The sequence below is a fragment of the Butyrivibrio sp. AE3006 genome (assembly GCF_000424165.1).
Classification (GTDB): Bacteria; Bacillota; Clostridia; order Lachnospirales; family Lachnospiraceae; genus Butyrivibrio.
Map to the genome: position 1 here is coordinate 141,219 of NZ_AUJJ01000002.1, position 23,289 is coordinate 164,507.

General features: G+C 42.7%; 19 protein-coding genes. 18 read left to right on the forward strand and 1 reads right to left on the reverse strand.

What is annotated here, in order from left to right; all coding sequences use genetic code 11:
• Nucleotides 1-73: 73 nt before the first annotated feature.
• Nucleotides 74-334, reverse strand: a complete 261-nt coding sequence (locus G603_RS0102410; protein ID WP_026669204.1) for a hypothetical protein — start codon at nt 332-334, stop codon at nt 74-76.
• A 253-nt stretch (nt 335-587) separates the two neighbouring features.
• Between G603_RS0102410 and G603_RS0102415 the strand changes: the two genes are divergently transcribed.
• The 18 genes from G603_RS0102415 to G603_RS21220 all read left to right on the forward strand — a co-directional run bounded on the left by G603_RS0102415 (nt 588) and on the right by G603_RS21220 (nt 23,194).
• A complete protein-coding gene (locus tag G603_RS0102415; RefSeq protein ID WP_026669205.1) occupies nt 588-1,709 on the forward strand; it encodes a DUF362 domain-containing protein in 1,122 nt (373 codons plus the stop codon).
• Nucleotides 1,710-1,800: 91 nt separating this feature from the next.
• On the forward strand, nt 1,801-3,126 hold the full coding sequence (locus tag G603_RS0102420; protein ID WP_026669206.1) for a glycoside hydrolase family 27 protein: 1,326 nt from the start codon (nt 1,801-1,803) through the stop codon (nt 3,124-3,126).
• A gap of 308 nt (nt 3,127-3,434) precedes the next feature.
• A complete protein-coding gene (locus G603_RS0102425; RefSeq protein ID WP_242834826.1) occupies nt 3,435-4,523 on the forward strand; it encodes a LacI family DNA-binding transcriptional regulator in 1,089 nt (362 codons plus the stop codon).
• Nucleotides 4,524-4,837: 314 nt separating this feature from the next.
• A complete protein-coding gene (locus tag G603_RS0102430) occupies nt 4,838-5,797 on the forward strand; it encodes an ABC transporter permease (RefSeq protein ID WP_026524079.1) in 960 nt (319 codons plus the stop codon).
• 14 nt (nt 5,798-5,811) lie between these two features.
• Complete coding sequence (locus G603_RS0102435; protein WP_081669793.1) at nt 5,812-6,738, forward strand: carbohydrate ABC transporter permease; 927 nt, start codon at nt 5,812-5,814, stop codon at nt 6,736-6,738.
• A gap of 138 nt (nt 6,739-6,876) precedes the next feature.
• Nucleotides 6,877-8,577, forward strand: a complete 1,701-nt coding sequence (locus G603_RS0102440; protein WP_026669209.1) for an ABC transporter substrate-binding protein — start codon at nt 6,877-6,879, stop codon at nt 8,575-8,577.
• 201 nt (nt 8,578-8,778) lie between these two features.
• Complete coding sequence (locus G603_RS0102445; RefSeq protein ID WP_026669210.1) at nt 8,779-10,581, forward strand: glycoside hydrolase family 35 protein; 1,803 nt, start codon at nt 8,779-8,781, stop codon at nt 10,579-10,581.
• A 173-nt stretch (nt 10,582-10,754) separates the two neighbouring features.
• Nucleotides 10,755-11,228, forward strand: coding sequence for a GAF domain-containing protein (locus G603_RS0102450; protein WP_026669211.1), 474 nt, complete (start codon nt 10,755-10,757; stop codon nt 11,226-11,228).
• Between the two features lie 16 nt (nt 11,229-11,244).
• Nucleotides 11,245-11,997, forward strand: a complete 753-nt coding sequence (gene nadE, locus G603_RS0102455; RefSeq protein ID WP_035791721.1) for an NAD(+) synthase — start codon at nt 11,245-11,247, stop codon at nt 11,995-11,997.
• 260 nt (nt 11,998-12,257) lie between these two features.
• Nucleotides 12,258-13,412: a glucose-1-phosphate adenylyltransferase gene (locus G603_RS0102460; protein ID WP_026669213.1), complete on the forward strand. Its 1,155-nt coding sequence runs from the start codon at nt 12,258-12,260 to the stop codon at nt 13,410-13,412.
• Nucleotides 13,399-14,520, forward strand: a complete 1,122-nt coding sequence (gene glgD, locus G603_RS0102465; protein ID WP_035791722.1) for a glucose-1-phosphate adenylyltransferase subunit GlgD — start codon at nt 13,399-13,401, stop codon at nt 14,518-14,520. The genes G603_RS0102460 and glgD overlap by 14 nt, the downstream gene beginning before the upstream one ends.
• 115 nt (nt 14,521-14,635) lie before the next feature.
• A complete protein-coding gene (locus G603_RS0102470; protein ID WP_026669215.1) occupies nt 14,636-16,003 on the forward strand; it encodes a GGDEF domain-containing protein in 1,368 nt (455 codons plus the stop codon).
• Between the two features lie 25 nt (nt 16,004-16,028).
• Nucleotides 16,029-17,450: an amidophosphoribosyltransferase gene (locus G603_RS0102475; RefSeq protein WP_026524070.1), complete on the forward strand. Its 1,422-nt coding sequence runs from the start codon at nt 16,029-16,031 to the stop codon at nt 17,448-17,450.
• A 194-nt stretch (nt 17,451-17,644) separates the two neighbouring features.
• Entirely contained in the window at nt 17,645-17,923 is a 279-nt protein-coding gene (locus tag G603_RS0102480) for an HU family DNA-binding protein (protein ID WP_026494293.1), read from the forward strand.
• Nucleotides 17,924-18,044: 121 nt separating this feature from the next.
• Nucleotides 18,045-19,646, forward strand: a complete 1,602-nt coding sequence (locus G603_RS0102485) for a helicase HerA-like domain-containing protein (protein ID WP_026669216.1) — start codon at nt 18,045-18,047, stop codon at nt 19,644-19,646.
• 19 nt (nt 19,647-19,665) lie between these two features.
• On the forward strand, nt 19,666-21,555 hold the full coding sequence (locus tag G603_RS0102490) for a hypothetical protein (RefSeq protein WP_026524068.1): 1,890 nt from the start codon (nt 19,666-19,668) through the stop codon (nt 21,553-21,555).
• Nucleotides 21,548-22,609 carry a bifunctional glycosyltransferase family 2/GtrA family protein gene (locus tag G603_RS0102495; protein WP_026669217.1) on the forward strand — a complete coding sequence of 354 codons (1,062 nt, stop codon included), beginning with the start codon at nt 21,548-21,550 and terminating at the stop codon, nt 22,607-22,609. The genes G603_RS0102490 and G603_RS0102495 overlap by 8 nt, the downstream gene beginning before the upstream one ends.
• 12 nt (nt 22,610-22,621) lie before the next feature.
• Nucleotides 22,622-23,194, forward strand: a complete 573-nt coding sequence (locus tag G603_RS21220; RefSeq protein ID WP_051197724.1) for a hypothetical protein — start codon at nt 22,622-22,624, stop codon at nt 23,192-23,194.
• Nucleotides 23,195-23,289: the final 95 nt, after the last annotated feature.

The following is a 23,289-nucleotide window of genomic DNA, read 5'->3' on the forward strand; positions in this document are numbered from 1 at the left end:
TTGAAAATGTAGATTTACTGATAATATGAAAAAAGGCTGGCCATAGCGCCAGCCTTTAATTATTCTAAGGAATTTATGCTTTCTTTGGAACCCAGGTTATCTCATAGATGCTTTCCATTATCTTGCGGAGCTCATCCTTCATTTTGAGACATGCACTGTTTTCATCGGGGAATTTCATAAGACCGATTTTTTCCTTATGATCCATGAAATACAGTTCCCAGATCTCGCCGACCTTGGTGAGACAGATCCTGCCGTCATGCCCTTTCCCAAAAGTATAGAGCTTTGAAGGAACGAGATGTTCTTTGAAAAAACTCTGTAATTCTTTAACTGTCATATTCTCCTCCGTTCCGGCCGGTTGTTATACAAATCTGCCTACATGTAGTTTTAAATACTACATACAATATAGCACAAAACTACATAGTCCTCAAGATGTATAAGAGTATATTTTTGAAATTCTTTGGGGACTGGCTATGATTTGTCTGCTGCAAACCTTGAAAATATGGTTATAAATGAATTATTTATTGGAAAAACGTTAAGATATTGCGTAAAATATATTTATGTATTTTATGAATGGAGGGAGAATTCTTATGGGCAAATCTAAGGTATATTTTACTGATTTCAGAACTCATATTGGTGTTAGCCAGGGTGTTAAGCTTCAGAAGCTGCTTAGAGTTGCGGGAATAGATAAGATTGATTTTGAAGGCAAGTTCGTAGCTATAAAGATGCATTTTGGCGAGCTTGGCAATTTTTCTTATCTTAGACCTAACTATGTGAAGGCAGTTGCTGACCTGATAAAGGAGCTTGGGGGAAAGCCTTTCCTTACGGATTGCAATACCCTTTATCCAGGAAGTCGTAAAAATGCTGTGGATCATCTCTATAATGCAGAGGTAAACGGATTTAACAGTGTTACCACAGGATGCTATGTAATCATCGCTGACGGCCTTAAGGGAACCGATGAGATAAGCGTTCCTGTACCAAACGGCGAATATTGTAAGGAAGCTATAATCGGTCACGCTCTCTATGATGCGGACATAATCATTTCACTGTCTCATTTTAAGGGGCATGAGATGACGGGCTTTGGCGGAGCTATCAAGAATATCGGAATGGGAGGAGGAAGCCGTGCAGGAAAAATGATGCAGCATAATGACGGTAAGCCTTCTGTTGAGCCTTCTATGTGTAGGAGCTGCAAGCAGTGTGCAAAAGAGTGCGGATCGGATGCTATTTCCTATGAAACCGGAAAAGCTGTTATTAATCAGGATTTGTGCAAGGGCTGCGGAAGATGTATAGGAGCATGTGTTTTTGATGCTATTCATCCCAACAATGACTCTGCACTGGAGTCCCTTTGCTGTAAAATGGCTGAATATACTGCTGCCATTGTAAATGGTAAGCCTTCTTTCCATATAAGCCTTATCATGGATGTTTCGCCTAACTGTGACTGCCATGGTGAAAATGATGCGCCGATCCTTCCCAATATCGGAATGTTTGCATCCTTCGATCCCGTTGCTATAGATCAGGCCTGTGCAGATATGTGCCTTGCGGCAGAACCTGTAAGAAACAGTCAGCTTGGAGATAATCTCGCTAAAATGGATTGGCACCGTCATGATGATAATTTCCTTGATAATAATCCAAATGTAAAATGGAAGGAAACTCTTGCTCACGGCGAGAAAATAGGCCTCGGAAGCAGAGATTACGAACTTGTAAAAATCTGAAAATCAGAACCGGATGAGATAGTATCAAGTCCGGTTCATTTGTGCTAATATTGATTGTTGAAGATATTGATATTTTATGAGGAGAACAGGTATGGGAAAAAAGAACTTTTTAAAGAAACCTCCTATGGGGTGGAACAGCTATGATTATTACGATACTACCGTAACTGAGGAGCAGGTTAAAGCCAATGCCAAATATATGGCTGAAAATCTGAAGGAATTCGGTTATGAGTACGTGGTTGTAGACATTGAGTGGTATTCAAAGGATGCCGGCGCAAGACGTGCGGATTTCCAGTATATTCCTTTTGGAAATGATGAGATGGATCAGTATGGAAGGCTCCAGCCTGCCGTAAACAGATTCCCTTCATCAGCTGATGGAAGCGGTTTTACACATCTTGCGCAGTACGTGCACGACCTTGGACTTAAGTTCGGTATTCACATCATGAGAGGAATCGCAAGACAGGCAGCTCACGATAAGTGCCCTATTCACGGAACACAGTTCACTGCAGATATGGCTGCCGATGCATGGTCTATCTGCGGATGGAATCCTGATATGTACGGTGTAAGGGCAGGTGAAGCAGGACAGGCATACTACGATGATCTTATTAAAATGTATGCTGACTGGGGTGTTGATTTTATCAAGTGCGATGATATCTGCGACAGCTTCCTGTATCCTGACAGCGGCAGAATAAAATTCAGTGGTTATGAAGAGACAAAGATGATTCACAGAGCCATAGAGAAGTGCGGAAGAGATATAGTACTTTCACTTTCTCCCGGACCTGCACACCTAGATAGAGACTTCTTCTATGAAGAAAATGCCAATATGTGGCGTATTACAGATGACTTCTGGGATGACTGGCGTCTTCTCAAGGAGATGTTCTGGAGATGTGAGACCTGGAATGGAAGAACCTCAAAAGGCAACTATCCTGATTGCGATATGCTTCCTCTTGGACAGCTTGGCTACGGCTTTGGACAGGAGAGAACTTCCAACCTTACCTTTGACGAAGTTCGCACCATGATGAGCCTTTGGTGCCTGTTTGGTTCACCTCTTATGATAGGTGCAGAACTCACTAAGCTTGATGACGTAAACAAAGCGCAGCTCACCAACAAAGAACTCCTTCGCGTAATGGATGGCAAACACAAAGGCTTCCAGCTCAGAAGAAGCGACGACGAAGCCATCTGGCTCAACATTGACGAAGACGGTACCGAGTTATTCATCGGTCTCTTTAATCTTACTGACACAGAAAGAGAAATAGTTTGTGACATCAATGATATTAAATCCGGCGCAGCCATTGTTCATTCTGCATCCGCGATCACTGATGTATGGAATGGAAAATCCGGAGAGTGGGATGCCGCTGAGCAGGGCACAATATCTGCAAAGGTTCCTGCACACGGAGTAGTAGTCTACAGGTTGTTCTAAACGTAGATTAAAAACATATTGTCTGCTCATTGGCAGCATATATAGTAATATATGACCTACGCATGATGTTATAACTCACAAACTATTTAAGTAAATTTTGAAATACATCTCCTGCCAGCTATTAAACATATATGTTCCACGAAGCTGCGTATAAAAACGTCGGTACTTGGATGGCGTTTTTTGCCATCTTAGTACCGTTACGTTTTTAACCGAGCGAGAGCGTCAGCAGAGAGGAATATATATGTTTATACAGCAGGCAGGAGACTCATTCACAAACTCCTTGACATAGTCAGGGAGTTTATTTTATTATGGAATTGCAACCGGTTTCAAATTTCATGAAAGCGTGTGAAATTATGGGAGCCATAGAGAATAAAAGTATCACAATATATGATATTGCCCGTGAGGCTGGTGTTTCGCCGGCCACCGTGTCGCGCGTTATGACTAATAGTGCCAACGTGCGTGCTGAGAAAAGAAACCGGGTTTTGCAGATAATCGAAAAGTATAACTTTAAGCCCAATGCACTCGCAAAGGGATTATCCGAGACCTCGACCAAATCAATAGGAATTATTGTTGCAGACGTAAGAAACCCTTTCTACGCCCAGCTTTTTGTTGCCTGCGAATCGGCGGCTCAGAAGGCTGGTTACACGGTTTCACTGTACAATTCCTTCGGTGTCACAGAGAATGAGATAGAGCAGCTTGAAATGCTCAGACAGCAGAAGGTTGACGCTATCGTGCAGATAGGCGGACGAGTTGACGATCTTGAGACAGACAGGCACTATGGCGAAATCGTAAAGAAGCTGTCAGATACCGTACCCTTCATAGTTACAGGCCGCCTTGATGAAGGTATTCCCAGCTATAGCGTAGAGATTGATGCAAGAAGTGCCACAAGCCTTGTAATGGAGCATCTGCTGGCGCTTGGACATACCAGAATAGCAATAGTTGGCGGACGTCCCGATGTCAGATCCTCCAATGATAAAAAGGTTATTTATGCAAATATTCTCAAGGAACACGGAATAGAGGTGAATCCTGACTATATCGTGGATGGCAGCTACTCCATAGAGGATGGCTATGAGTCCATGAAGAAGATAATGCAGCTTCCCAAACTCCCTACGGCTATTATCGCCATCAACGATTTCACTGCTGCAGGTGTTGTCCGTGCCATAGGAGACAGCGGATATCGTATTCCACAGGACTTTTCTGTGGCAAGTTTTGATAATACTTATATCTCAGAGGTAATGATCCCTAAGCTTACCAGCGTGGATTATAACTACGAAAGTTTTGGTAAATGCCTTATTGAAACAGCCATTGCGGTTTCAAAGGGTGAAGAAGTTCCCCGCTGGCAGAACGTTGAGCCTACCCTGGTGAAGCGTGAGAGCAGCGGACCAAGCAGAGCCTAAGGCAAAAGGCGCTGTAATGTAGAATGGGTTTGGAAGACTGAAACAAGTTTGAAACATGTGAATAGATTTGAAACGCGTTTCAGAGTATATGAACAAAATATTAACGGCAAAAGAATATAAAATGAACGCAAAAGGTCAATAGTTAAGAGGTGCTAATTTGAAGCACCTCTTTTTGTATATAATCAACAAATCTGAATCCGGTTTCAAAAAATTCATTGACGATATGACAGCACTATGTTTAAATACAATTATGAAACCGGTTGCAAATTGGTTAAAATAACAACGTATAGAACGTAAAAGGAAAGTGAATTTAGATGAGTAAATCAAATAGCGCGGAAGCAATAGCAGTACCGCACAAAAAGAGAGGCTTTTTTGGCAACATCATAAAATACAGAACTTTGATTCTGATGTGCATTCCGGCAATTGTTTTCTTCTTCATGTTCAGCTACATGCCGCTGCCGGGAATATGGGTTGCATTTGTAAAATACAACTATGGAAAGGGAATATTCGGAAGTAAGTTCATAGGACTTGCCAATTTCGAATTCCTTACATCATCCGGAAAGCTTTGGTCCCTTACAAAGAACACCATTCTTTACAACCTGGCTTTCATTATCTTGGGTAATGTGCTTGCGATCATCATGGCGATTCTACTTAATGAGATGCAGGCAAAGATATTTAAGAAGGTTTCACAGACAATGATGTTCCTTCCTTACTTCATTTCACAGGTTCTTGTAGGAGTTCTGGTATTCAACCTTCTGAACTACGATACAGGATTTGTAAACGGAATACTTGAAGTTTTGGGAATGGAAAAATGGCAGCCTTACGCTGATCCAAATGTATGGCCGGTTCTTCTGGTTATCATTTATCTCTGGCAGCAGACAGGATATAACTCAGTAGTATACTTTGCAGCAATTTGCGGAATAGATGCAGAAATCATAGAGGCATCCAAGGTTGACGGAGCAAACGCGTTCCAGAGAATCAGATACATCATTCTTCCAAGCCTTAAGCCTACAATCATTATTTTGCTCTTGTTCGCACTTGGCGGAATCGTAAAAGGTAACTTCGGTCTGTTCTACAACATAGTAGGAACCAATTCACTCCTCTATGATACGACAGACATCATCGAGACCTTCGTTTACAGAGCTACAATGACAGACTTTAACTTCTCAACGGCTTCGGCAGTTGGTCTTTATCAGTCACTTGTTGGATTTGTAATCGTTATGGTAGTTAACGGGGTTATCAAGAAGATCGATCCTGAATATTCATTATTCTAATTGGGAGCAGAAAAATGGCAAAGAAAAAAGATTTAGATTTAATGGAAAGCGGGGCCAAGGTAAAAATTGGCGCAACCGATATGGTTGTCCGCGGAATAGGTTATTTCCTTACAACCTTTTACGCACTGGCCTGTATTTTTCCTTTCCTTATAATTTTGGCATCAAGCTTTACTTCAGAGAATTACATAAGACTTCACGGAGTACAGCTTGTGCCACACGAGTTTACATTAAAAGCTTATGAGATGGTTACAAAGAGCGGACTTATATGGAAGTCATACGCACTTACAATCACAATGACACTGGTTGGAACAATAGTAGGACTTTCAATCATCTCAATGACAGGATATGCGCTTCAGCGTAAGGATTTTCCTTTCAGAAATGCAATATCCTTCTACATTTACTTTACAAGCCTTTTCTCAGCAGGCCTTGCACCTTACTACCTGCTGATGACTCAGACATATCACTTAAAGGACAGCTACTTCGCAGTACTTCTTCCTTTGATGATGTCACCCTGGCTGATCATTCTCATGAAGAACTTCGTTAAGCAGATTCCTCATGAGATCACAGAGTCAGGAAAAATCGACGGAGCAGGAGATATGGTCATTTTCGTAAGACTGGTTCTCCCCATGCTTAAACCGGCACTTGCAACAATCGGACTTTTCCTTGCACTTGGCTATTGGAACGAGTGGTATCAGTCATCACTTTTCCTTTCAAGTAAGGTAGACGTAAAGCCGCTTCAGTATAGCCTTTACGAGATTGTTAACAAGACACAGGCTCTTAAACAGTCAGTAGCAGGCCAGTATATTTCACTTACCGATCTGCCTACAGAGACTGTAAAGATGGCAAACGCAATGCTTGCTACAGGACCTATCGTACTTCTTTATCCGTTCGTACAGAAATACTTCATCGGCGGTATCACCGTTGGTGCGGTAAAGGGCTGAGAACACTTGGCGAGGTATTTTCGAGCCTAGTGTGAACGTGTTCCGGCGAGCGTAGCGAGAGCGGAACTTCCTTATTTGGATCTTTACTCGAAACGAGTTCAGATATACACTATTCATTTTTAATAGGAGGGATTTGAAATGAAAAAAAAGGTATTGTCAGTTTTACTGAGTACTGCAATGGTATTCTCACTGGCTGCCTGCGGTGGTTCATCAAACAGTGGTGATAGCGCTGCAGACAAGACAGAGGCTACCACAGAAACAGCTGCAGAAGATACCGCTGCAGCAGAGACAGTTGAGTCAACAGAAGAAACAACAGAAGAGGCAGGCGAGGCTACAGAGGCAGCTGCATCTGATATTGATACTTCTGAGCACGTAGTTATCAACTACATGACAACAGGTGACAGACCTGATGGAAAGTCTGCTGAGCGTCTTGATGAGATGCTTGCAAAGCTCAATGAGATCCTCACCGAGAAGGTTAACGCTGAGCTTCAGATCTACTACATTGAGTGGACAGATTATCTTGCAAACTACAACCTTACACTTGCACAGATGGATGGTTCTGTAGACCTTGTTGGTACAGCATCTGACTGGCTTGATGCATGGCCGAATGCAAAGAACGGCGCTTTCCTTGCACTTTCAGAGGATATGCTTAAGACATATGCTCCCAAGACATGGGCAAGCGTTCCCGCTGATCACTGGGAAATGTGTAAGTATGACGGTGACATCTATCTGATGCCCGAAGATAACTACGCACAGTGGACAAACCACGGATTCATCTATCGTCTTGACTGGGCTAGAGATGCAGGCCTTGCAGACGGTGTACACAGCTGGGAAGATCTTACAACATACTTCAAGTTCGTAAAAGAGAATCATCCGGAACTCAAGGCAGTTTGGGATTCTGACGGAACACAGTATGCACAGATGGCTAACGGCTGGATTGCTTCACACACTAACTTCGTAGCTATCGATGGTCTTGCAACAGGCGCTCTTTGGGGTGGTACAAAGGATGATCTTTACACAGTTGTCACACCTGTTATGACAGAGACAGACTCACTTGTTGAGTATGCAAAGATGATGAAGGAGTGGGATGAGATCGGTGTATGGCCTACAGACGTTCTTAACAACACATCTTCACAGAACAGAGATGAGTACCGTGTAGGTCAGGTTGCAGCTGAGCAGCACCACACACAGACATGGACAGACCTTTGCTCTGCAACAGAAGCTAACACAATTTATGCTGATGATGAGAAAGCTGAGTCAGGCTTCTTCTACTTCGGTGAAGAGACAGACAACGTAGTAGCACTTTCAATCACTCACGGTGCAATGGCAGTTTCTGCAGCATCTGAGCACCCTGAGAGAGCACTTATGGTTTATGACCTTATCAGAAACGATCCTGAGTGCTACAAGCTCTTCAACTATGGTATCGAAGGCGTTTCTTACGAGATCAACGATGAAGGTCTCAGAACAACTCCTGAAGGATACGATTCCTCAACCGACAACATCAATGGTATGACTAACTACTGGTGGGGACGTAACGACGATATCGAGATCAGAGATGCTAGCCGTAACTGGGATAAGATCGATGAGCTCTATGCTAAGTATGACAAGGTTAAGATTGACTATCCTTATGGTCAGTTCGTACCGGATGTAGACAGCATTCAGGCTAAGATCGATAACTGTAACGAAGTTTACACAAACTACATGAAGCAGATCTCCTTTGGTAAGTACCAGGGAACAGCTGAGGAAATCGTAGCTGAGATGCAGGATGCTCTTGCACAGGCAGGTATCGCAGATGTAGCTGCTGAGCTTCAGACACAGATGGATGCATTATATAAGTAATTGCTATCTTAGATTTTAATAAAAGGGAATACCGGTATACCTTAACTGGTATTCCCTTTTCTTTCATAGGAATACCTATGAAAGAAAAGCTCCGCAGGATGCGCAGCTCGTGGAAAGGAAGTTTATTGCTTCGCAATACCACTCGCGCGCGAGGATTTCGCAAGCGAAATCCAATCTTATAAATTTAGGAAACTTTAGATTATGAGTAGATTTGAAATAAAAGATAAGTTCTATCTTGATGGAGAGCCATTTAAGATAATTTCCGGATCTTTTCACTATTTTCGTACTGTCCCTGAATATTGGAGAGACAGATTATTAAAATTGAAAGCAATGGGTGGAAACACCGTTGAGACATATATTCCGTGGAACATGCATGAGCCCAAAAGAGGTGAATTTAACTTTGAAGGGATGCTGGATCTTGAGCGATTTATAAAGCTTACCGAAGAAGTGGGGCTTAAGCTGATACTTCGCCCTTCGCCTTATATCTGTGCAGAGTGGGAATTCGGAGGACTTCCTGCATGGCTCCTTAAAGAAGATGGCATGAGACTCAGAGTAAATTACGAGCCTTTCATGAAAGAGGTTGAAGCCTATTATGATGTTCTTTTGCCTATTATCACAAAGTATCAGATAGATAACGGCGGTAACGTGATCCTGATGCAGATCGAGAATGAATATGGCTATTATGCAAACGATAAGAGCTATATGCAGCGCATGATGGATATCATGAAAAAGCATGGTGTCACCGTACCTTTTATCACCAGTGACGGTCCTTACCCGGAGAGCTTAAATGGTGGCTCTTTAGAAGGTGCTCATCCTACAGGTAATTTTGGATCAAGAACAGAAGAGCGTTTTAAGGTGCTTGAAAACTATACCAAGGGCGGTCCGCTTATGTGTGCCGAGTTCTGGGTTGGCTGGTTTGACCATTGGGGAAATGGCGGTCACATGACAGGCAATCTTGAAGAGAGTGTAAAGGACCTTGATAAGATGCTTGAGCTTGGTAATGTTAATATTTACATGTTCGAGGGTGGCACCAACTTCGGCTTCATGAACGGAAGTAACTACTATGATGAGCTCACCCCGGATGTTACCAGCTATGACTACGACGGAATCCTCACAGAGGATGGACAGATAACAGAAAAATATAGAAGGTATAAGGAAGTTATTTCTAAATATACCGAGATTCCCGAGGTGCCTGAGCTTGAAGAATCAGTCATAAAAAGAGGTGCCTACGGCGATCTTAAATGCGAAGAGAAGGTAAGTCTTTTCTCGGTACTTGATGACATCAGCATTAAGAACACAAGCGTATATCCTGTCAGCATGGAGAAGCTTGATCAGAGCTATGGATATATTCTCTATCATTCAACTCTGGAAACAGAGGATGCCATTGCGAAAATCCGTCTTTGGGATACGGCTGACAGAGCTAATATTCTTGTAGATAAAAAGCCTCTCATAACACTTTACGATCTTGAACTTGCAAAGGAGGCAGAAATCTTATCTGATGAGGAAATCGCTAAGGCTATGGCACTTCCTGTAGAAGAGCAGATGAAGCTGCCTCAGCGTGGCAAGGACCTTGATATCCTTGTTGAAAACATGGGAAGAGTTAATTTTGGCCCCCGCATGGAGCATCAGAGAAAAGGCATAGGCCAGTGTGTTCAGATAAACGGACACATGCACAATAACTGGGATATGTATACACTTCCTCTTGATAACGTAGATAAGGTAGATTTCTCTAAGGATTATATCGAGGGCACACCTGCATTCTACAGATTCACTTTTGAAGCAGATGAATGTGTCGACACCTTCCTTGATTTTGAAGGTTGGGGCAAGGGCTGCGCTTTCTTAAACGGCTTTAACCTTGGAAGATATTGGGAGATCGGTCCTCAGAAGAGACTTTATATTCCTGCACCACTTATCAAAAAAGGAAAAAATGAAATAATCATGTTTGAGACTGAGGGTAAGGTTAGAGATACCATCACTCTTAAGGATGAGCCGGATATAGGCTGATATATGAAAAGAATTAGCGGACAGGCTTTGAGCAATTCAGAGCTTGTCTGTTTTTTTCATTTCATGGATAAACTATGAAATCCTATTTAAAGATAGTATTAGCCATACAATCAGTGTTATTATTGTTAATGACTTAATCACTTTACTTAAATGGCGAAAGGAATACTTACATAATGGCAGAATTAACACAGAGAACAGATTATGATTTGCTGGCACTGCAGGCTAAAGGAATGCTGGAGGAGGAACCCTGGTACACAGCTGCCATGAGCAATCTCTCCGCACTTTTGATGGATACAATGGAAAAGCTTAACTGGGCCGGCTTCTATATAATGAGAGATGGAAGGCTTGTGGTTGGTCCATTTCAGGGAAAGCCTGCCTGCATACATATTGCGGTAGGGAAGGGCGTTTGCGGAACTGCGGTAGCTGAGGATAAGCTGCAGCTTGTTCCCGATGTTCATCAGTTCCCGGGACACATAGCATGCGACAGCGCATCGGAGTCAGAAATTGTTGTGCCGATCCATCATAACGGAGAGATCGTTGCCGTGCTTGATATCGACAGCCCCATAAAGGAGCGCTTTGATGAGATAGACGCAGAGGGACTTCAGAAATTCGTGCAGATAATTGAAGAAAATATCAGTTGGGAATAATAGGAGGAAATTCACAATGATAGAAGCTCTTAAGGATTTTGATGCAAATAAAAAAATCGATGAAATCGTAGCATGGATAAGACAGTGGTTTGATGAGAACGGAAGCGGAGCAAACGCTGTTATCGGATTATCCGGCGGCAAAGATTCCACAATTGTAGCTTCGCTCCTTGTGAAAGCTCTTGGAAAAGAGAGGGTTGTGGGCGTACTTATGCCTGACGGTGAGCAGAAGGACATAGATGACTCAAAAAGAGTTGCAGAGCTTCTTGGAATTAAGCACTTCATTGTTAATATTAAGCCTGCAACTGATGGCTTTTATGAGGCTCTTGAAAAGAGCGGTGCACAGCTTTCAAAGGACGCCAGAATCAATACTCCTCCGAGAATCAGAATGTCTACACTTTATGCAATTGCGCAGTCACTTCCCGGAGGCGGAAGAGTTGCAAATACCTGTAACAAATCAGAGGACTATGTTGGATATTCCACAAAGTATGGCGATGCTGCGGGAGATTTTAGTCCCTGCTCTGATTTTACAGTTACAGAGATGCGCATGATAGGTGATGCTTTGGGGCTCCCTAAAGAACTTATTCACAAAACACCTTCAGATGGCCTTTCAGGGATGTCTGATGAAGATAAGCTTGGCTTTACCTATGATGAGCTTGATACCTATATTTTTACAGGTGTTTGTGAGGATCAGGCCAAGAAGGAAAAGATTGAGCGACTTCACAAAATCAATCTTCATAAATTACAACTTATGCCTATGTATCATCAGTGATACTGTGCAGTCTTATTTTGACAACTTCGCTCAAAATGAGGCTGCATTTTCTTTGTGTTTTAAAATATAATTGCAAGTATATTCTATATGGGAAGACAAATTTTCAAAAAATAGCGCAAAAACACGCAAAATAACTGTTTAATCCTTGCGCTATCACTGTTTAGCCCTTAGAATAGAAATATGATGTGAGGGGATAGTGTTAACGTTTGTTCTGAACACTGGCACATTAAATTCTATTTATTCAAAGAGGGGTAATCACTATGGCACAAACCAATATGTTGGCTATGATACTGGCCGGTGGTCGTGGAAGTAGATTGCATGACCTTACTAACAAGGTTGCCAAACCTGCTGTAGCGTATGGTGGAAAGTATCGAATCATCGATTTTCCGCTGAGCAACTGCGCAAACAGCGGAATCGACATCGTAGGAGTACTTACTCAGTATGAGTCTGTACTTCTGAACAGCTATGTTGCTGCGGGAGGCAGATGGGGACTGGACACCAAGGATAGTGGTGTTTTTGTTCTTACACCAAGAGAAAAAGCAGACTCAGGTCTGGATGTATATCGCGGAACCGCTGATGCGATTTCTCAGAACATTGACTTTATCGATGCCTATGATCCGGAATATCTTCTGGTTCTTTCCGGAGACCACATCTATAAGATGAACTATGATAAGATGCTGGCATTTCATAAGGCTAACAAGGCAGATGCGACTATTGCGGTACGTGGCGTGCCTATTAAGGAAGCAAGCAGATTCGGTATCATGAATACCGGTAAAGATAATATGATCATCGAGTTTGAGGAAAAGCCCGCTAAGCCTAAGAGCAATCTGGCTTCAATGGGTATCTATATCTTCAACTGGAAGACCATGAGGAAGATGCTTATTGAGGATATGAAGAATCCCAATTCCAGCCATGATTTTGGTAAGGACTTCATACCTGTAATGCTGAGTGAGGGCAAGGCTCTCTACGCATACGAATTCTCAGGCTACTGGAAGGATGTTGGAACCATCGATTCCCTTTGGGAGGCTAACATGGATCTTCTGGACAGTGAGAATGAGCTTGATCTGGATGATACATCCTGGAAGATTTATTCCGAGGATACAGGAATCACACCTGCTTATATTGCTGAGACAGCAAAGGTAGACAGGGCATATATTAACCAGGGCGCTGCCATTGGCGGAGAGGTTAAAAACTCTGTTATTTTCTCTAATGTTAAGATCGCACCCGGTGCAAAGGTTGTTGATTCTGTGCTGATGCCCGGAGTAACGGTTTACGAGGGCGCGACAGTCACCAGGGCACTTGTAGCCGACAATGTAAAGATCGGTAAGGATGCCAGGGTTGGAAGCAGTAAGAGCGAGGAAATCCTTCTCGTAGCAAAGAATGTGAAGGGGGAGGATAAAAATGGCAAAGAATAAAGCTTTTGGTGTTATAAATTCAGCAGCAAATTATATAAGAGTAGAGGGACTTCATGATTACAGACCAATAGGTGCGTTTGCGTTCCTTGGACGTTTTCGTATGATCGATTTCCCTATTTCCAATTTCAGTAACAGTGGATTCGACAGAATTCATGTTTACCTTAACAGCAGACCACGTTCTATCGTTGAACATATCGGTTCCGGCCGTCATTACAACATCAACTCCAAGAGGGGCGGTATACAGATGATGTTCACACAGAACAACGGTGCAAGCTCAATCTACAACACAGATATCAACGGATATCTTGAGAACATTGAGCAGATTGAGCGTATGCATCAGGACTACGTTGTTATAGCACCCAGCTACATGGTTTTCAAACAGAACTTCCAGGAACTTCTGGATGTGCATGTTGATTCCGGAACGGATGTCACTGTCTTGTACCACAAGGTTGATCAGGCAAAAGAGTACTTCAGAGGCTGTAACTGCATCACTCTTAACAAGCAGAAGGGTGTTCAGAAAATTGAGCGCAACATGGGCACTGCAAAGGATAAGCTTATCAGCATGGATACCTATGTAATGTCCAAGGAGATGTTCATATATCTTATTAAGAAGGCTAAGAGAGAGTCTTCTGCATATTCTCTGGCAGATATGATCGGTCTCGAGTGCAATGATCTTGATATAAGAGGATATCAGCACAAGGGATACTTCGCAGCTATCACAAGTTTGGATGATTATTATCGTTCAAATATGGAACTGCTTGATTATGCAACGTCGACAGATTTCTTCAAGGCGGACTGGCCCTTCTATACAAGGACTACAGATGCATGCCCGTCACAGTATTTCCATGGTTCTAAAGTAACCAACTCTATGATATGTAATGCATGTCTGATCGAGGGAACTGTTGAGAATTCAATTATTGGACGTAATGTCCACATCGGCAAGGGAGCGATAGTTAAAAATTCAATCATACTTGCTTATTCAGATATAGCAGACGGCGTATATATCGAGAATGCTGTAATTGATAAGTGGGCTGATATAAAGAATGTCAAGAAGCTGGTATCAGATTCTATTACACCTGCGTATGTAAAGAGGAATGACATTTTGTAAAACTTCCCTCCCTATATAGAGAAGTCTTACTAAAATTACCGGCATGGCGTAAGCTGTGCCGGGTTTTTAATAATAACAGACAACCGGTGAATTTCCATAAAAATGAGGGCGGAATATGGACTTTCAGGGATATGTAAATCTTGTTAATAAGGCATGCTGTGTCATGTCCATAAAAAAGGACAAGGACGATATAGGCGAGATAAGGATAGTCTGCGCCAATGACATGTATAAAAAGTCTATGGGCGAGGACAGATATCATGACAATATGCTCTACAGCGACCTGGTGCCAAAGGACAGGAAATTTGACCAGTTTGTCTACGATACGGCAATAGAGGGAAAGCCCAGGCACACCTATGTTGAGACCAAGGCTTTGGAGTCATGGACCGATATGATACTGATTCCCCTTGTTCAGGATGAGGAATACGGTTATTGTCAGTTTATGTTTGAGTTTACCAAGGATCCCGATCCTGACAGGCTTGCCAATGTAAATATTGATACCGCAGCAGAGGTTATCAAGAATTGTGCTATTTTCAGGTCCGCGGATAATTTCCTTGTTGCGCTTTCAAGTGTGACGGAGAACCTCAGAAAAAAGAGCGATGCAGAGAGATGCGTTGTAATCGGCCTTCAGGAAGAGATTAAAAAGGTCTCGGTTCTCAGTGAGAGTATCATGGATGGCTATAAGCCCATGAGAGAAATCCTGCCTACGATCCCCTATGAGGTTGTAACCTCATGGATAGATACCGTGGGCGACAGTAATTGTGTTATCGTATCAACAGAAGCAGATATGGTTGCTCTTGAAAAAAGAAACCCTGAATGGGTTAAGAGCCTCAGACATGAAGAGGTTTACAGCATCTGCTTTTATCCTATGTTTCAAAACCAAAGGCCTATCGGATATCTCTATGTTGTCAATTTCGACACCATGAGACTTGCTGAGATTAAAGAACTGATAGAGCTTACTTCATTTTTCACAACATCTGAGCTCATAACCTATAACCTCATGAAAAAGCTTGAGGATATGAGCAGCCTTGATATGCTTACAGGCGTTGCCAACAGAAATGCCATGAATAACCGTGTGGATCAGTTTGTGGTAGATGCAAATCTGTCACATACACCTTACGGCGTGGTTTATATTGATCTTAATGGTCTTAAAAGGGTGAATGACAGATATGGCCATGAAGCCGGAGATCAGATGCTTCTTAACGGAGCGCAGATAATTACTGAAGTTTTCAGAGGCGACGAAGTATATCGTGCAGGCGGAGATGAATTTACTGTAATTTCTTTTAGCAATGAAGAGGAATTTTATGCTAAAGTAGAGAGGTTGAGGGATAAAATGTCTTATCCAAATGATATTACCTGTGCGGCGGGTTCTTATTATGCCCCTATCGGCGGAGATATCAGAAAAGCCATGAGCATAGCCGACGCAGCAATGTATCTGGATAAGGAAGTTTTTTATGAGGAACATCCCGAACTGAAAAGCAGATAAACAGCAATGATTTACAGGAGGCATTATGGGAGGATTTTTCGGAGTAGCATCACGTGAGAGTGCGGTTTTTGATCTTTTCTATGGAACCGACTATCATTCACATCTCGGCACACGCCGCGCAGGTCTTGCAGTATATGACAAGAAGAAGGGCTTTGACCGTTCTATTCATAACATTGAGAGATCTTATTTCAGACCCAAATTCGAGGACGACATGCTTCGAATGGAGGGTAATCTTGGTATTGGCTGCATTTCTGATTTCGAGCCGCAGCCGCTTATCGTACGTTCACACCACGGCACCTATGCCATTACAACCGTAGGTAAAATCAATAATATCGACGAGATTACCAATAAGCTTTTTGCGGATAACCGATCTCACTTCCTGGAGATGAGTGGAGGCGATATCAATCCCACAGAGCTTGTTGCTTCTATAATTAACCAGAAGGTTACTATCGTTGAGGGTATCCGTTACGCTCAGGAGATCATTAAGGGATCCATGACCATGCTGGTTATGACTCCTGATGGAATCTATGCTGCAAGAGACAGATACGGAAGAACCCCGGTGGAGATAGGCCATAAGGATGAAGGCTTCTGTGTATGCTTTGAGAGCTTTTCATACCTTAATCTTGGATATGATCCCTACAGAGAGCTTGGTCCCGGCGAGATAGCCTATATCACACCCGAGAGTGTGGAAATCGTTGCTCCTGCCTTTGAGGAGATGAGAGTCTGTACATTCCTTTGGATTTACTATGGATTCCCGGCATCTGCCTATGAGGGACTGAATGTAGAGGACGTCAGATACGGCTGTGGTAAAAAGCTTGCTCAGCGCGATATGCAAAGAGGACTTCACCCTGATCTTGTAGCGGGTGTTCCGGATTCAGGCGTAGCTCATGCAATTGGCTATTCCAATGCATCAGGCATTCCTTATTCAAGACCTTTTGTAAAGTACACACCCACTTGGCCAAGATCCTTTATGCCTACAGTTCAGGCAAGACGTGATCTGATCGCCAAGATGAAGCTTATTCCTATCAATCAGCTCATCAAGAATAAGAGCCTTCTTCTTATAGACGATTCAATTGTAAGAGGAACACAGCTCCGTGAGACCACAGAGTTCCTGTATAAGAGCGGTGCCAGCGAGGTTCATATAAGACCTGCATGTCCGCCCCTTATCTATGGCTGTAAGTATCTTAACTTCTCCAGATCCAATTCTGAGATGGAGCTTATAACCAGAAGAGTAATTGAGAAGCTTGAGGGCTATCCGAAGCCCGGAGAAGAGACTGTAAGAAAGTATACAGATCCCGATTCACCCCAGTATGAGGCAATGCTAGAAGAAATCAGGAAGGAGCTTAACTTCACATCTCTTCATTACCACAGACTGGATGATATGGTAGAGGCTATTCCCATTGAACCCTGCAAGCTGTGTACATATTGTTGGAGCGGAAAAGAGTGATAAATACTACTTTTTACAAAGTTTCAATAGCTTAATTGTACAAGAATGCTGGGAATTTTTTGAATAGTTTCACCAAAAAGCGATAAAATAGGGAAAAATTCGACTTCAAACGCTAAAAAAGGCTTGTTTTTCAATAATTTCAATGCTAACATAGTCAATGTAGTTAAATTTTCTTATTTTTGGAGGAAAAAAATATGAACAAGACAGAATTAGTAGAAGCAATTGCAAAGGAGACAGGTCTTTCTAAGAAGGATTCTGAGAAGGCTGTAAAGGCTTTCGTTGATGTTGTTTCAAAGCAGCTCAAGAAGAAGGACAAGGTTCAGCTTGTTGGCTTTGGTACATTCGAGACATCTAAGAGAGCAGCTAGAACAGGTAAGAACCCTCAGACTGGCGAAAGCATCAAGATTCCTGCTTCAATCGCTCCTAAGTTTAAGGCTGGTAAGGCTCTTAAGGATCTTGTTAATAAGAAATAATTTATACTTATGTATAGGCCGGCAGTCAGATGACTGCCGGTCTTTTCTTTTGCGGTAAATATGGGTAAAATAGAGATAAGTTTTGCTAAAGATATTTACTTATTTTTAGGAGGGTATGAGAATGGTTAGAGATGGTAAGGTTTGGATAGCAAATGCAGATGATGGTGAAGCGCTTTATCTGCTTCCTAAAATGGCTAACAGACATGGACTTATTGCAGGGGCAACAGGCTCAGGTAAGACAGTAACCCTGAAGGTCTTGGCAGAATCCTTCAGTGATATGGGAGTGCCGGTTTTTCTTGCTGATGTTAAGGGCGACCTGGCAGGCATGATAAACGAAGGCAGTGGCATGGAAGAGAGAATAGAGCGATTCGGTCTCTCCGGCACAGGCTATGAATATAAAAAATACCCGGTTAATTTCTGGGATCTTTTTGGAGAAAAGGGTATCCAGCTTCGTACCACAGTTACTGAGATGGGCCCCATTCTTCTTTCAAGAATTTTAGGACTTAATGACCTTCAGTCCGATATCCTCACAATTGCGTTTAAAATAGCAGATGACAATGGATGGCTTTTGTTTGATACCAAGGATCTCAAGGCCCTCTTAAATGAGCTTTCAGAGCACAATAAGGACTATGCCGCAGATTATGGTAAGATGAGTCCTGTATCAATCAGTGCGATCCTTAGAAGCGTGGTTGCACTTGAGACTCAGGGAGGCGATGTTTTCTTTGGAGAGCCTGCCCTTAACCTTACAGACTGGTTTACAACCGACACAAACGGACGTGGAATGATCAATATTTTAGATTCCGAGAGCCTTATTCACAACGGAGTACTTTATTCCACATTCCTTCTTTGGATGCTGTCTGAGCTGTTTGAGACACTTCCTGAGGTGGGAGATCTTGAAAAGCCCAAGATGGTATTCTTCTTTGATGAAGCACATCTTCTTTTCAAGGATACCTCAAAGGCTCTGCTGGATAAGATAGAGCAGGTTGTCAAGCTTATCCGTTCAAAGGGTGTTGGTGTGTATTTCATCACTCAGAATCCAAGGGATATTCCGGACGGCGTTCTTGCGCAGCTTGGTAATAAGATTCAGCATGCCCTGCATGCATATACACCTGCAGATCAGAAGGCAGTTAAGGCGGCAGCTGAGTCCTTCCGCGAGAATCCTGATTTCAAGACCTTTGATGTAATCATGGAGCTTGGAACAGGAGAAGCTGTGGTTTCCTTCCTTGATGAGGGCGGCATTCCTACGATTGCCAGAAGAGCATTTATCCTGCCTCCTCAGAGTAAGATCGGAACAATAGATGATTCTTCAAGAGACAATACCATTAAGGGAAGTCTTCTTTACAGTAAATATGCAAAAGCGGTAGACAGCGATTCTGCTTACGAGATGCTTCTTAGGAAGGGCGTATTAGACGCTGAGGAAGCAGCAAAAGCAAAGGCTGAAGCAGAAGCTGCCAAGGCTAAGGCAAAGGAAGAGGCCGCTGCTGCAAAGGCTGCTGAGAGAGAAGCTGCAGCTGAAGCAAGAAAAGAAGAAAGAGAAAAACAACAGGCTGCAAATGCCAAGAAGCGTGCGGCAAAATCAGTAGCATCCTCAGTTTCCGGAACTGTGGGAAGAGAGGTGGGCAAATCAGTGGGTGCCGGCTTTGGTAAGTTTGGTAAAACTCTTGGCGGTAATCTTGGCGCCAGCCTTGGAAGAGGTATTATAGGTACACTCTTCAAACTATAAACAGATTGAGAGCGATTTTATGTGGTTTCTTTTAATAGCGGCTTTTTTCATTTTTGCCGCTTGTGTATCCATTCATTTTAATGAAAGCATGTGTGATGTCCTGCCCGTTACAGGGGCAGGACTGATCCTGTCTTTATACATACTTGGATTATTTGATGCATTACCGGTTATATTTCCCGCGGCATGCATTTTTATTCTTGTATTTATTTTTGCAATCATCAGATCTGAATCAAAAAGGCGTAAGCTTCTTCTTTCAGAAATAGGGAAAAGACTCGTATCTCCGGCGACACTTACTTTTATTGTGGTGTCGGCAGTTGTTACATTTCTTACAAAGGATCAGATCTTTTCCTGGTGGGATGATATCAATTTCTGGTCCTCGGATGCGAAGCAGATTTTTTATCTGAATGGATTCCCGGGAAAATATGGGAATGTTTCTCCTGAATTTGGTGATTATCCCCCGGTTACATCCTTATTCAAATGGATATTTTTGCAGTTGTCAGGGGATGTATATAAAGAGGGTCTTCAGTTTTCAGGATATTATGTGCTGAGCTTTTTGATGCTTCTTCCTCTTGTTAAGTTTGTAGAGAAGGCAGGCAAAAAGCTCCTTACAGTTCTTTTTACTTTGGCAGTATTTATGATTCCCGGAATCGTTAATGGAATCGTATTTTATGGAACACCTGCGGATATCACCATGGGACTTGTGTATGGAGCACTTCTCTGCGCTATTTGGGACAGGGAAGGTCATACGAACATCTTCTATTTCGGAAGGATTGCCGTCTATACTTCAGTGCTGTTTTTGACAAAATCTGTGGGTATAGAGTGGGCTGTATTTGCACTGATTTTCTGGTTTCTTTTGTATAAAAAGGATTTTGGTATCTTCAAGGCAGCTGTTCCTGCAGCACTTTTTTACGGAAGCTGGCTTTTGTTTTGCCTGATAAACAGGCGTGTTGCCAAGGTAACGGGACTTGGAATAAAGATGGCAACAGGCTCTTATGCTGTGCCTGCAAATGCTATGGACAAGGCAAGATACTTTTTCCTTGGCCTTTGGACCATGCCTATGCATGCAGATCACAACATCACGTTTGATCTTCCGATTGGCGGAATGTTTATTGTGATTCTGGCAGCTCTTGTTTTGCTGATTAAAAAAGGTGCATTTAAGAAGGGTGAAGCAAAGGCGGTTTCGGTATTCTTTGGACTTACCTTTGTGGTTACCTACGGACTTATTTTTGTCGCCCATGTATCGCTGTTCCAGTCAGAGGATCAGTATCTTGATGCCTTTGCCATGACCAATTCCATCGCAAGGTACGGCGCACCTTTTATTTTGGGATGTATGTATCTTCTTATCATGGCTGCTCTTAAGTGGGCTGTGGCAGGAGAAGGCAGCACAGGAAAAATAAAAGCAGGGAATGGACTTTTAGGTTCATCTTATTTTGGAGTTGTATACTCTGTTATAGTGATTTTTATATTGCTGACTGCCGATTATACCGGAACAGCTTACGGGCTGCATGGCTATAGAGCTACAGTTGCCGATAAGGCAAAGTACAACTCTGACATGATAGATGAAGGCGCAGCGCATTTCCTTGAGACCATAGATGGAAGAGAGGAGCTGTGGGGGCACCGCGTTCTGAATATCAGAAGCAGCAGCTTTAATCACTGGGTACATGACACATATCTGAGTAAAGAAGCATCTCCTGTGCCTGTTATTTATGAGACACTTATGGATGATGATACGTTGCAGTCCATGACAGATAAGATTGTGAATTCTCATGCGGAATATCTGTATGTGGAGCCCCAGGAGAGAGAATCTCTTAAGGTTTTTGATTCTTTTATGAAGGATGGACAGCAGTTTAGCACAGGTCATGTGTATAAGATAGAGAGAATAAATGGTGGAGTTTTATTAAATGACTAATGAAGTAATACCGGTAATAATACCCTCATACGAACCGGACGAGAAGCTTATAAAGCTTTTGTCTGAATTAAAGGCAGCAGAAGTTTCGCCGGTTATAGTGTATGACGATGGCTCTGATGAATCGTTATATGGAGGCTATTTTAAGAAGGCTGAGATAGAATACGGTGCTGTGATTCTAAGGCATGCCGTGAATCTTGGAAAGGGTCGTGCTCTGAAGGATGCCTTTAATTACTGCCTTAATGAGTATAGGGATCTTATCGGAGTGGTGACTGCTGATTCCGACGGACAGCACAGCATAGAGGATATAAAGAAGTGCATGAAGGCTTTAAAGGAGAATCCGAAGGCACTTGTTATGGGCGTAAGAGATTTTGATAAATCCGGAATTCCCGCAAGGTCTGTCTTTGGCAACAAGGTTACAAGTAAGGTTATGTCCATACTGGCAGGGGTCAGTGTATGCGACACCCAGACAGGGCTGAGGGCAATTTCCAAGAGCTTTATGGAAAAGCTGCTTAGCTGCAATGGCGAGAGGTTTGAATTCGAGACCAACATGCTCCTTATGACCAAGGATGAGGAGATTAAGATAGTCGAAGTACCGATTAAGACAATTTATATTGAGGAAAATAAAACCAGTCATTTCAGACCCATACAGGATTCGGCTATGATCTATGCGGTATTTCTTAAGTTCCTTTTTTCATCCTTGTCATCAAGCGTAGTAGATATGGTGATGTTTGCCATATTCTGCGGGATTTTCAGAGGAATAGCGGGGATTCCTTTTGGATATATCATGGTTTCCACAGTATGTGCCCGCGTTATTTCGGCGATCTACAACTTTTTGATAAATTACAAGGTTGTATTTAAGGGGAAGGGAAGTAAAACAAGAGCCGCTGTTCGCTATGTGATACTGGCGGTTATCATCATGCTTCTTAGTGGAACACTGGTAAGCTTTTTCCACAGTATGGTACCGAATTCACCGGAATTATATGTAAAGATCCCGGTTGACTGCATTTTGTTTCTTATGAGCTTTGTGGTACAAAGGGAAATCGTTTATAAGTAAAGGATATGTGTAATGAAGAATAACAAGAGACGTCCCAAGATGTCTAAGACCTATTCAACCGGAATGATAGTGCTTTTGTTTTTCTGCGCTATGTATATAATTATCTACCCACAGTTCGCCACCTGGCAGGAAGTGGAGGATGACGCGAATTCAGGAGTGGTATCATCCTTTGCGGTTGTAGAGGATGATAGCAATTCAGGAGTGACATCGTCCTTCGAAGAGACAAGGGATAATAGCGATTCAGGAGAGACCTCATCCTTAGCAGCTACCGAGGATGATGCCACAGCAGCGGCAATTGAGGCTATTGAACAGAAGAATGAATATCGCTACTTCAGGACTAAGAAGCAGCGTGACAGTCACTATGATAAGCACGGTATCGAGATGGGCTTTGACAGTCCGGAGGCATACCTTGATGCTGCCAATGCTCTTATCAATAATCCTGAAGCCCTTCATAAGTATGAGGCAGAGGATGGTGATGATGTCTACTATCTTGAAGCAACCGACGAGATAGCCTTTGTCTCCACAGACGGCTATATCCGTACATATTTTATCTGTAGTGGCAAAGACTACTACGATCGTCAGTGATGAAAATCTGCGCCGGAACTTTTACTGAAAACAAAGTTTCATCGCGGATTAATTTGTTGAGCGAAAGGAAACTGTTTGGTATAATTTGGTTTGTT

What these genes read in the sequence shown, in the direction of transcription:
- G603_RS21220 (WP_051197724.1), top strand. Translation starts at nt 22,622, where the DNA reads ATGAAGAATAACAAGAGACGTCCCAAGATGTCTAAGACCTATTCAACC.
- G603_RS0102410 (WP_026669204.1), bottom strand. Translation starts at nt 334, where the DNA reads ATGACAGTTAAAGAATTACAGAGTTTTTTCAAAGAACATCTCGTTCCT.
- G603_RS0102485 (WP_026669216.1), top strand. Translation starts at nt 18,045, where the DNA reads ATGGTTAGAGATGGTAAGGTTTGGATAGCAAATGCAGATGATGGTGAA.
- G603_RS0102495 (WP_026669217.1), top strand. Translation starts at nt 21,548, where the DNA reads ATGACTAATGAAGTAATACCGGTAATAATACCCTCATACGAACCGGAC.
- G603_RS0102420 (WP_026669206.1), top strand. Translation starts at nt 1,801, where the DNA reads ATGGGAAAAAAGAACTTTTTAAAGAAACCTCCTATGGGGTGGAACAGC.
- G603_RS0102475 (WP_026524070.1), top strand. Translation starts at nt 16,029, where the DNA reads ATGGGAGGATTTTTCGGAGTAGCATCACGTGAGAGTGCGGTTTTTGAT.
- G603_RS0102450 (WP_026669211.1), top strand. Translation starts at nt 10,755, where the DNA reads ATGGCAGAATTAACACAGAGAACAGATTATGATTTGCTGGCACTGCAG.
- G603_RS0102480 (WP_026494293.1), top strand. Translation starts at nt 17,645, where the DNA reads ATGAACAAGACAGAATTAGTAGAAGCAATTGCAAAGGAGACAGGTCTT.
- G603_RS0102470 (WP_026669215.1), top strand. Translation starts at nt 14,636, where the DNA reads ATGGACTTTCAGGGATATGTAAATCTTGTTAATAAGGCATGCTGTGTC.
- G603_RS0102460 (WP_026669213.1), top strand. Translation starts at nt 12,258, where the DNA reads ATGGCACAAACCAATATGTTGGCTATGATACTGGCCGGTGGTCGTGGA.
- G603_RS0102415 (WP_026669205.1), top strand. Translation starts at nt 588, where the DNA reads ATGGGCAAATCTAAGGTATATTTTACTGATTTCAGAACTCATATTGGT.
- G603_RS0102440 (WP_026669209.1), top strand. Translation starts at nt 6,877, where the DNA reads ATGAAAAAAAAGGTATTGTCAGTTTTACTGAGTACTGCAATGGTATTC.
- nadE (WP_035791721.1), top strand. Translation starts at nt 11,245, where the DNA reads ATGATAGAAGCTCTTAAGGATTTTGATGCAAATAAAAAAATCGATGAA.
- G603_RS0102430 (WP_026524079.1), top strand. Translation starts at nt 4,838, where the DNA reads ATGAGTAAATCAAATAGCGCGGAAGCAATAGCAGTACCGCACAAAAAG.
- G603_RS0102435 (WP_081669793.1), top strand. Translation starts at nt 5,812, where the DNA reads ATGGCAAAGAAAAAAGATTTAGATTTAATGGAAAGCGGGGCCAAGGTA.
- G603_RS0102445 (WP_026669210.1), top strand. Translation starts at nt 8,779, where the DNA reads ATGAGTAGATTTGAAATAAAAGATAAGTTCTATCTTGATGGAGAGCCA.
- G603_RS0102425 (WP_242834826.1), top strand. Translation starts at nt 3,435, where the DNA reads ATGGAATTGCAACCGGTTTCAAATTTCATGAAAGCGTGTGAAATTATG.
- glgD (WP_035791722.1), top strand. Translation starts at nt 13,399, where the DNA reads ATGGCAAAGAATAAAGCTTTTGGTGTTATAAATTCAGCAGCAAATTAT.
- G603_RS0102490 (WP_026524068.1), top strand. Translation starts at nt 19,666, where the DNA reads ATGTGGTTTCTTTTAATAGCGGCTTTTTTCATTTTTGCCGCTTGTGTA.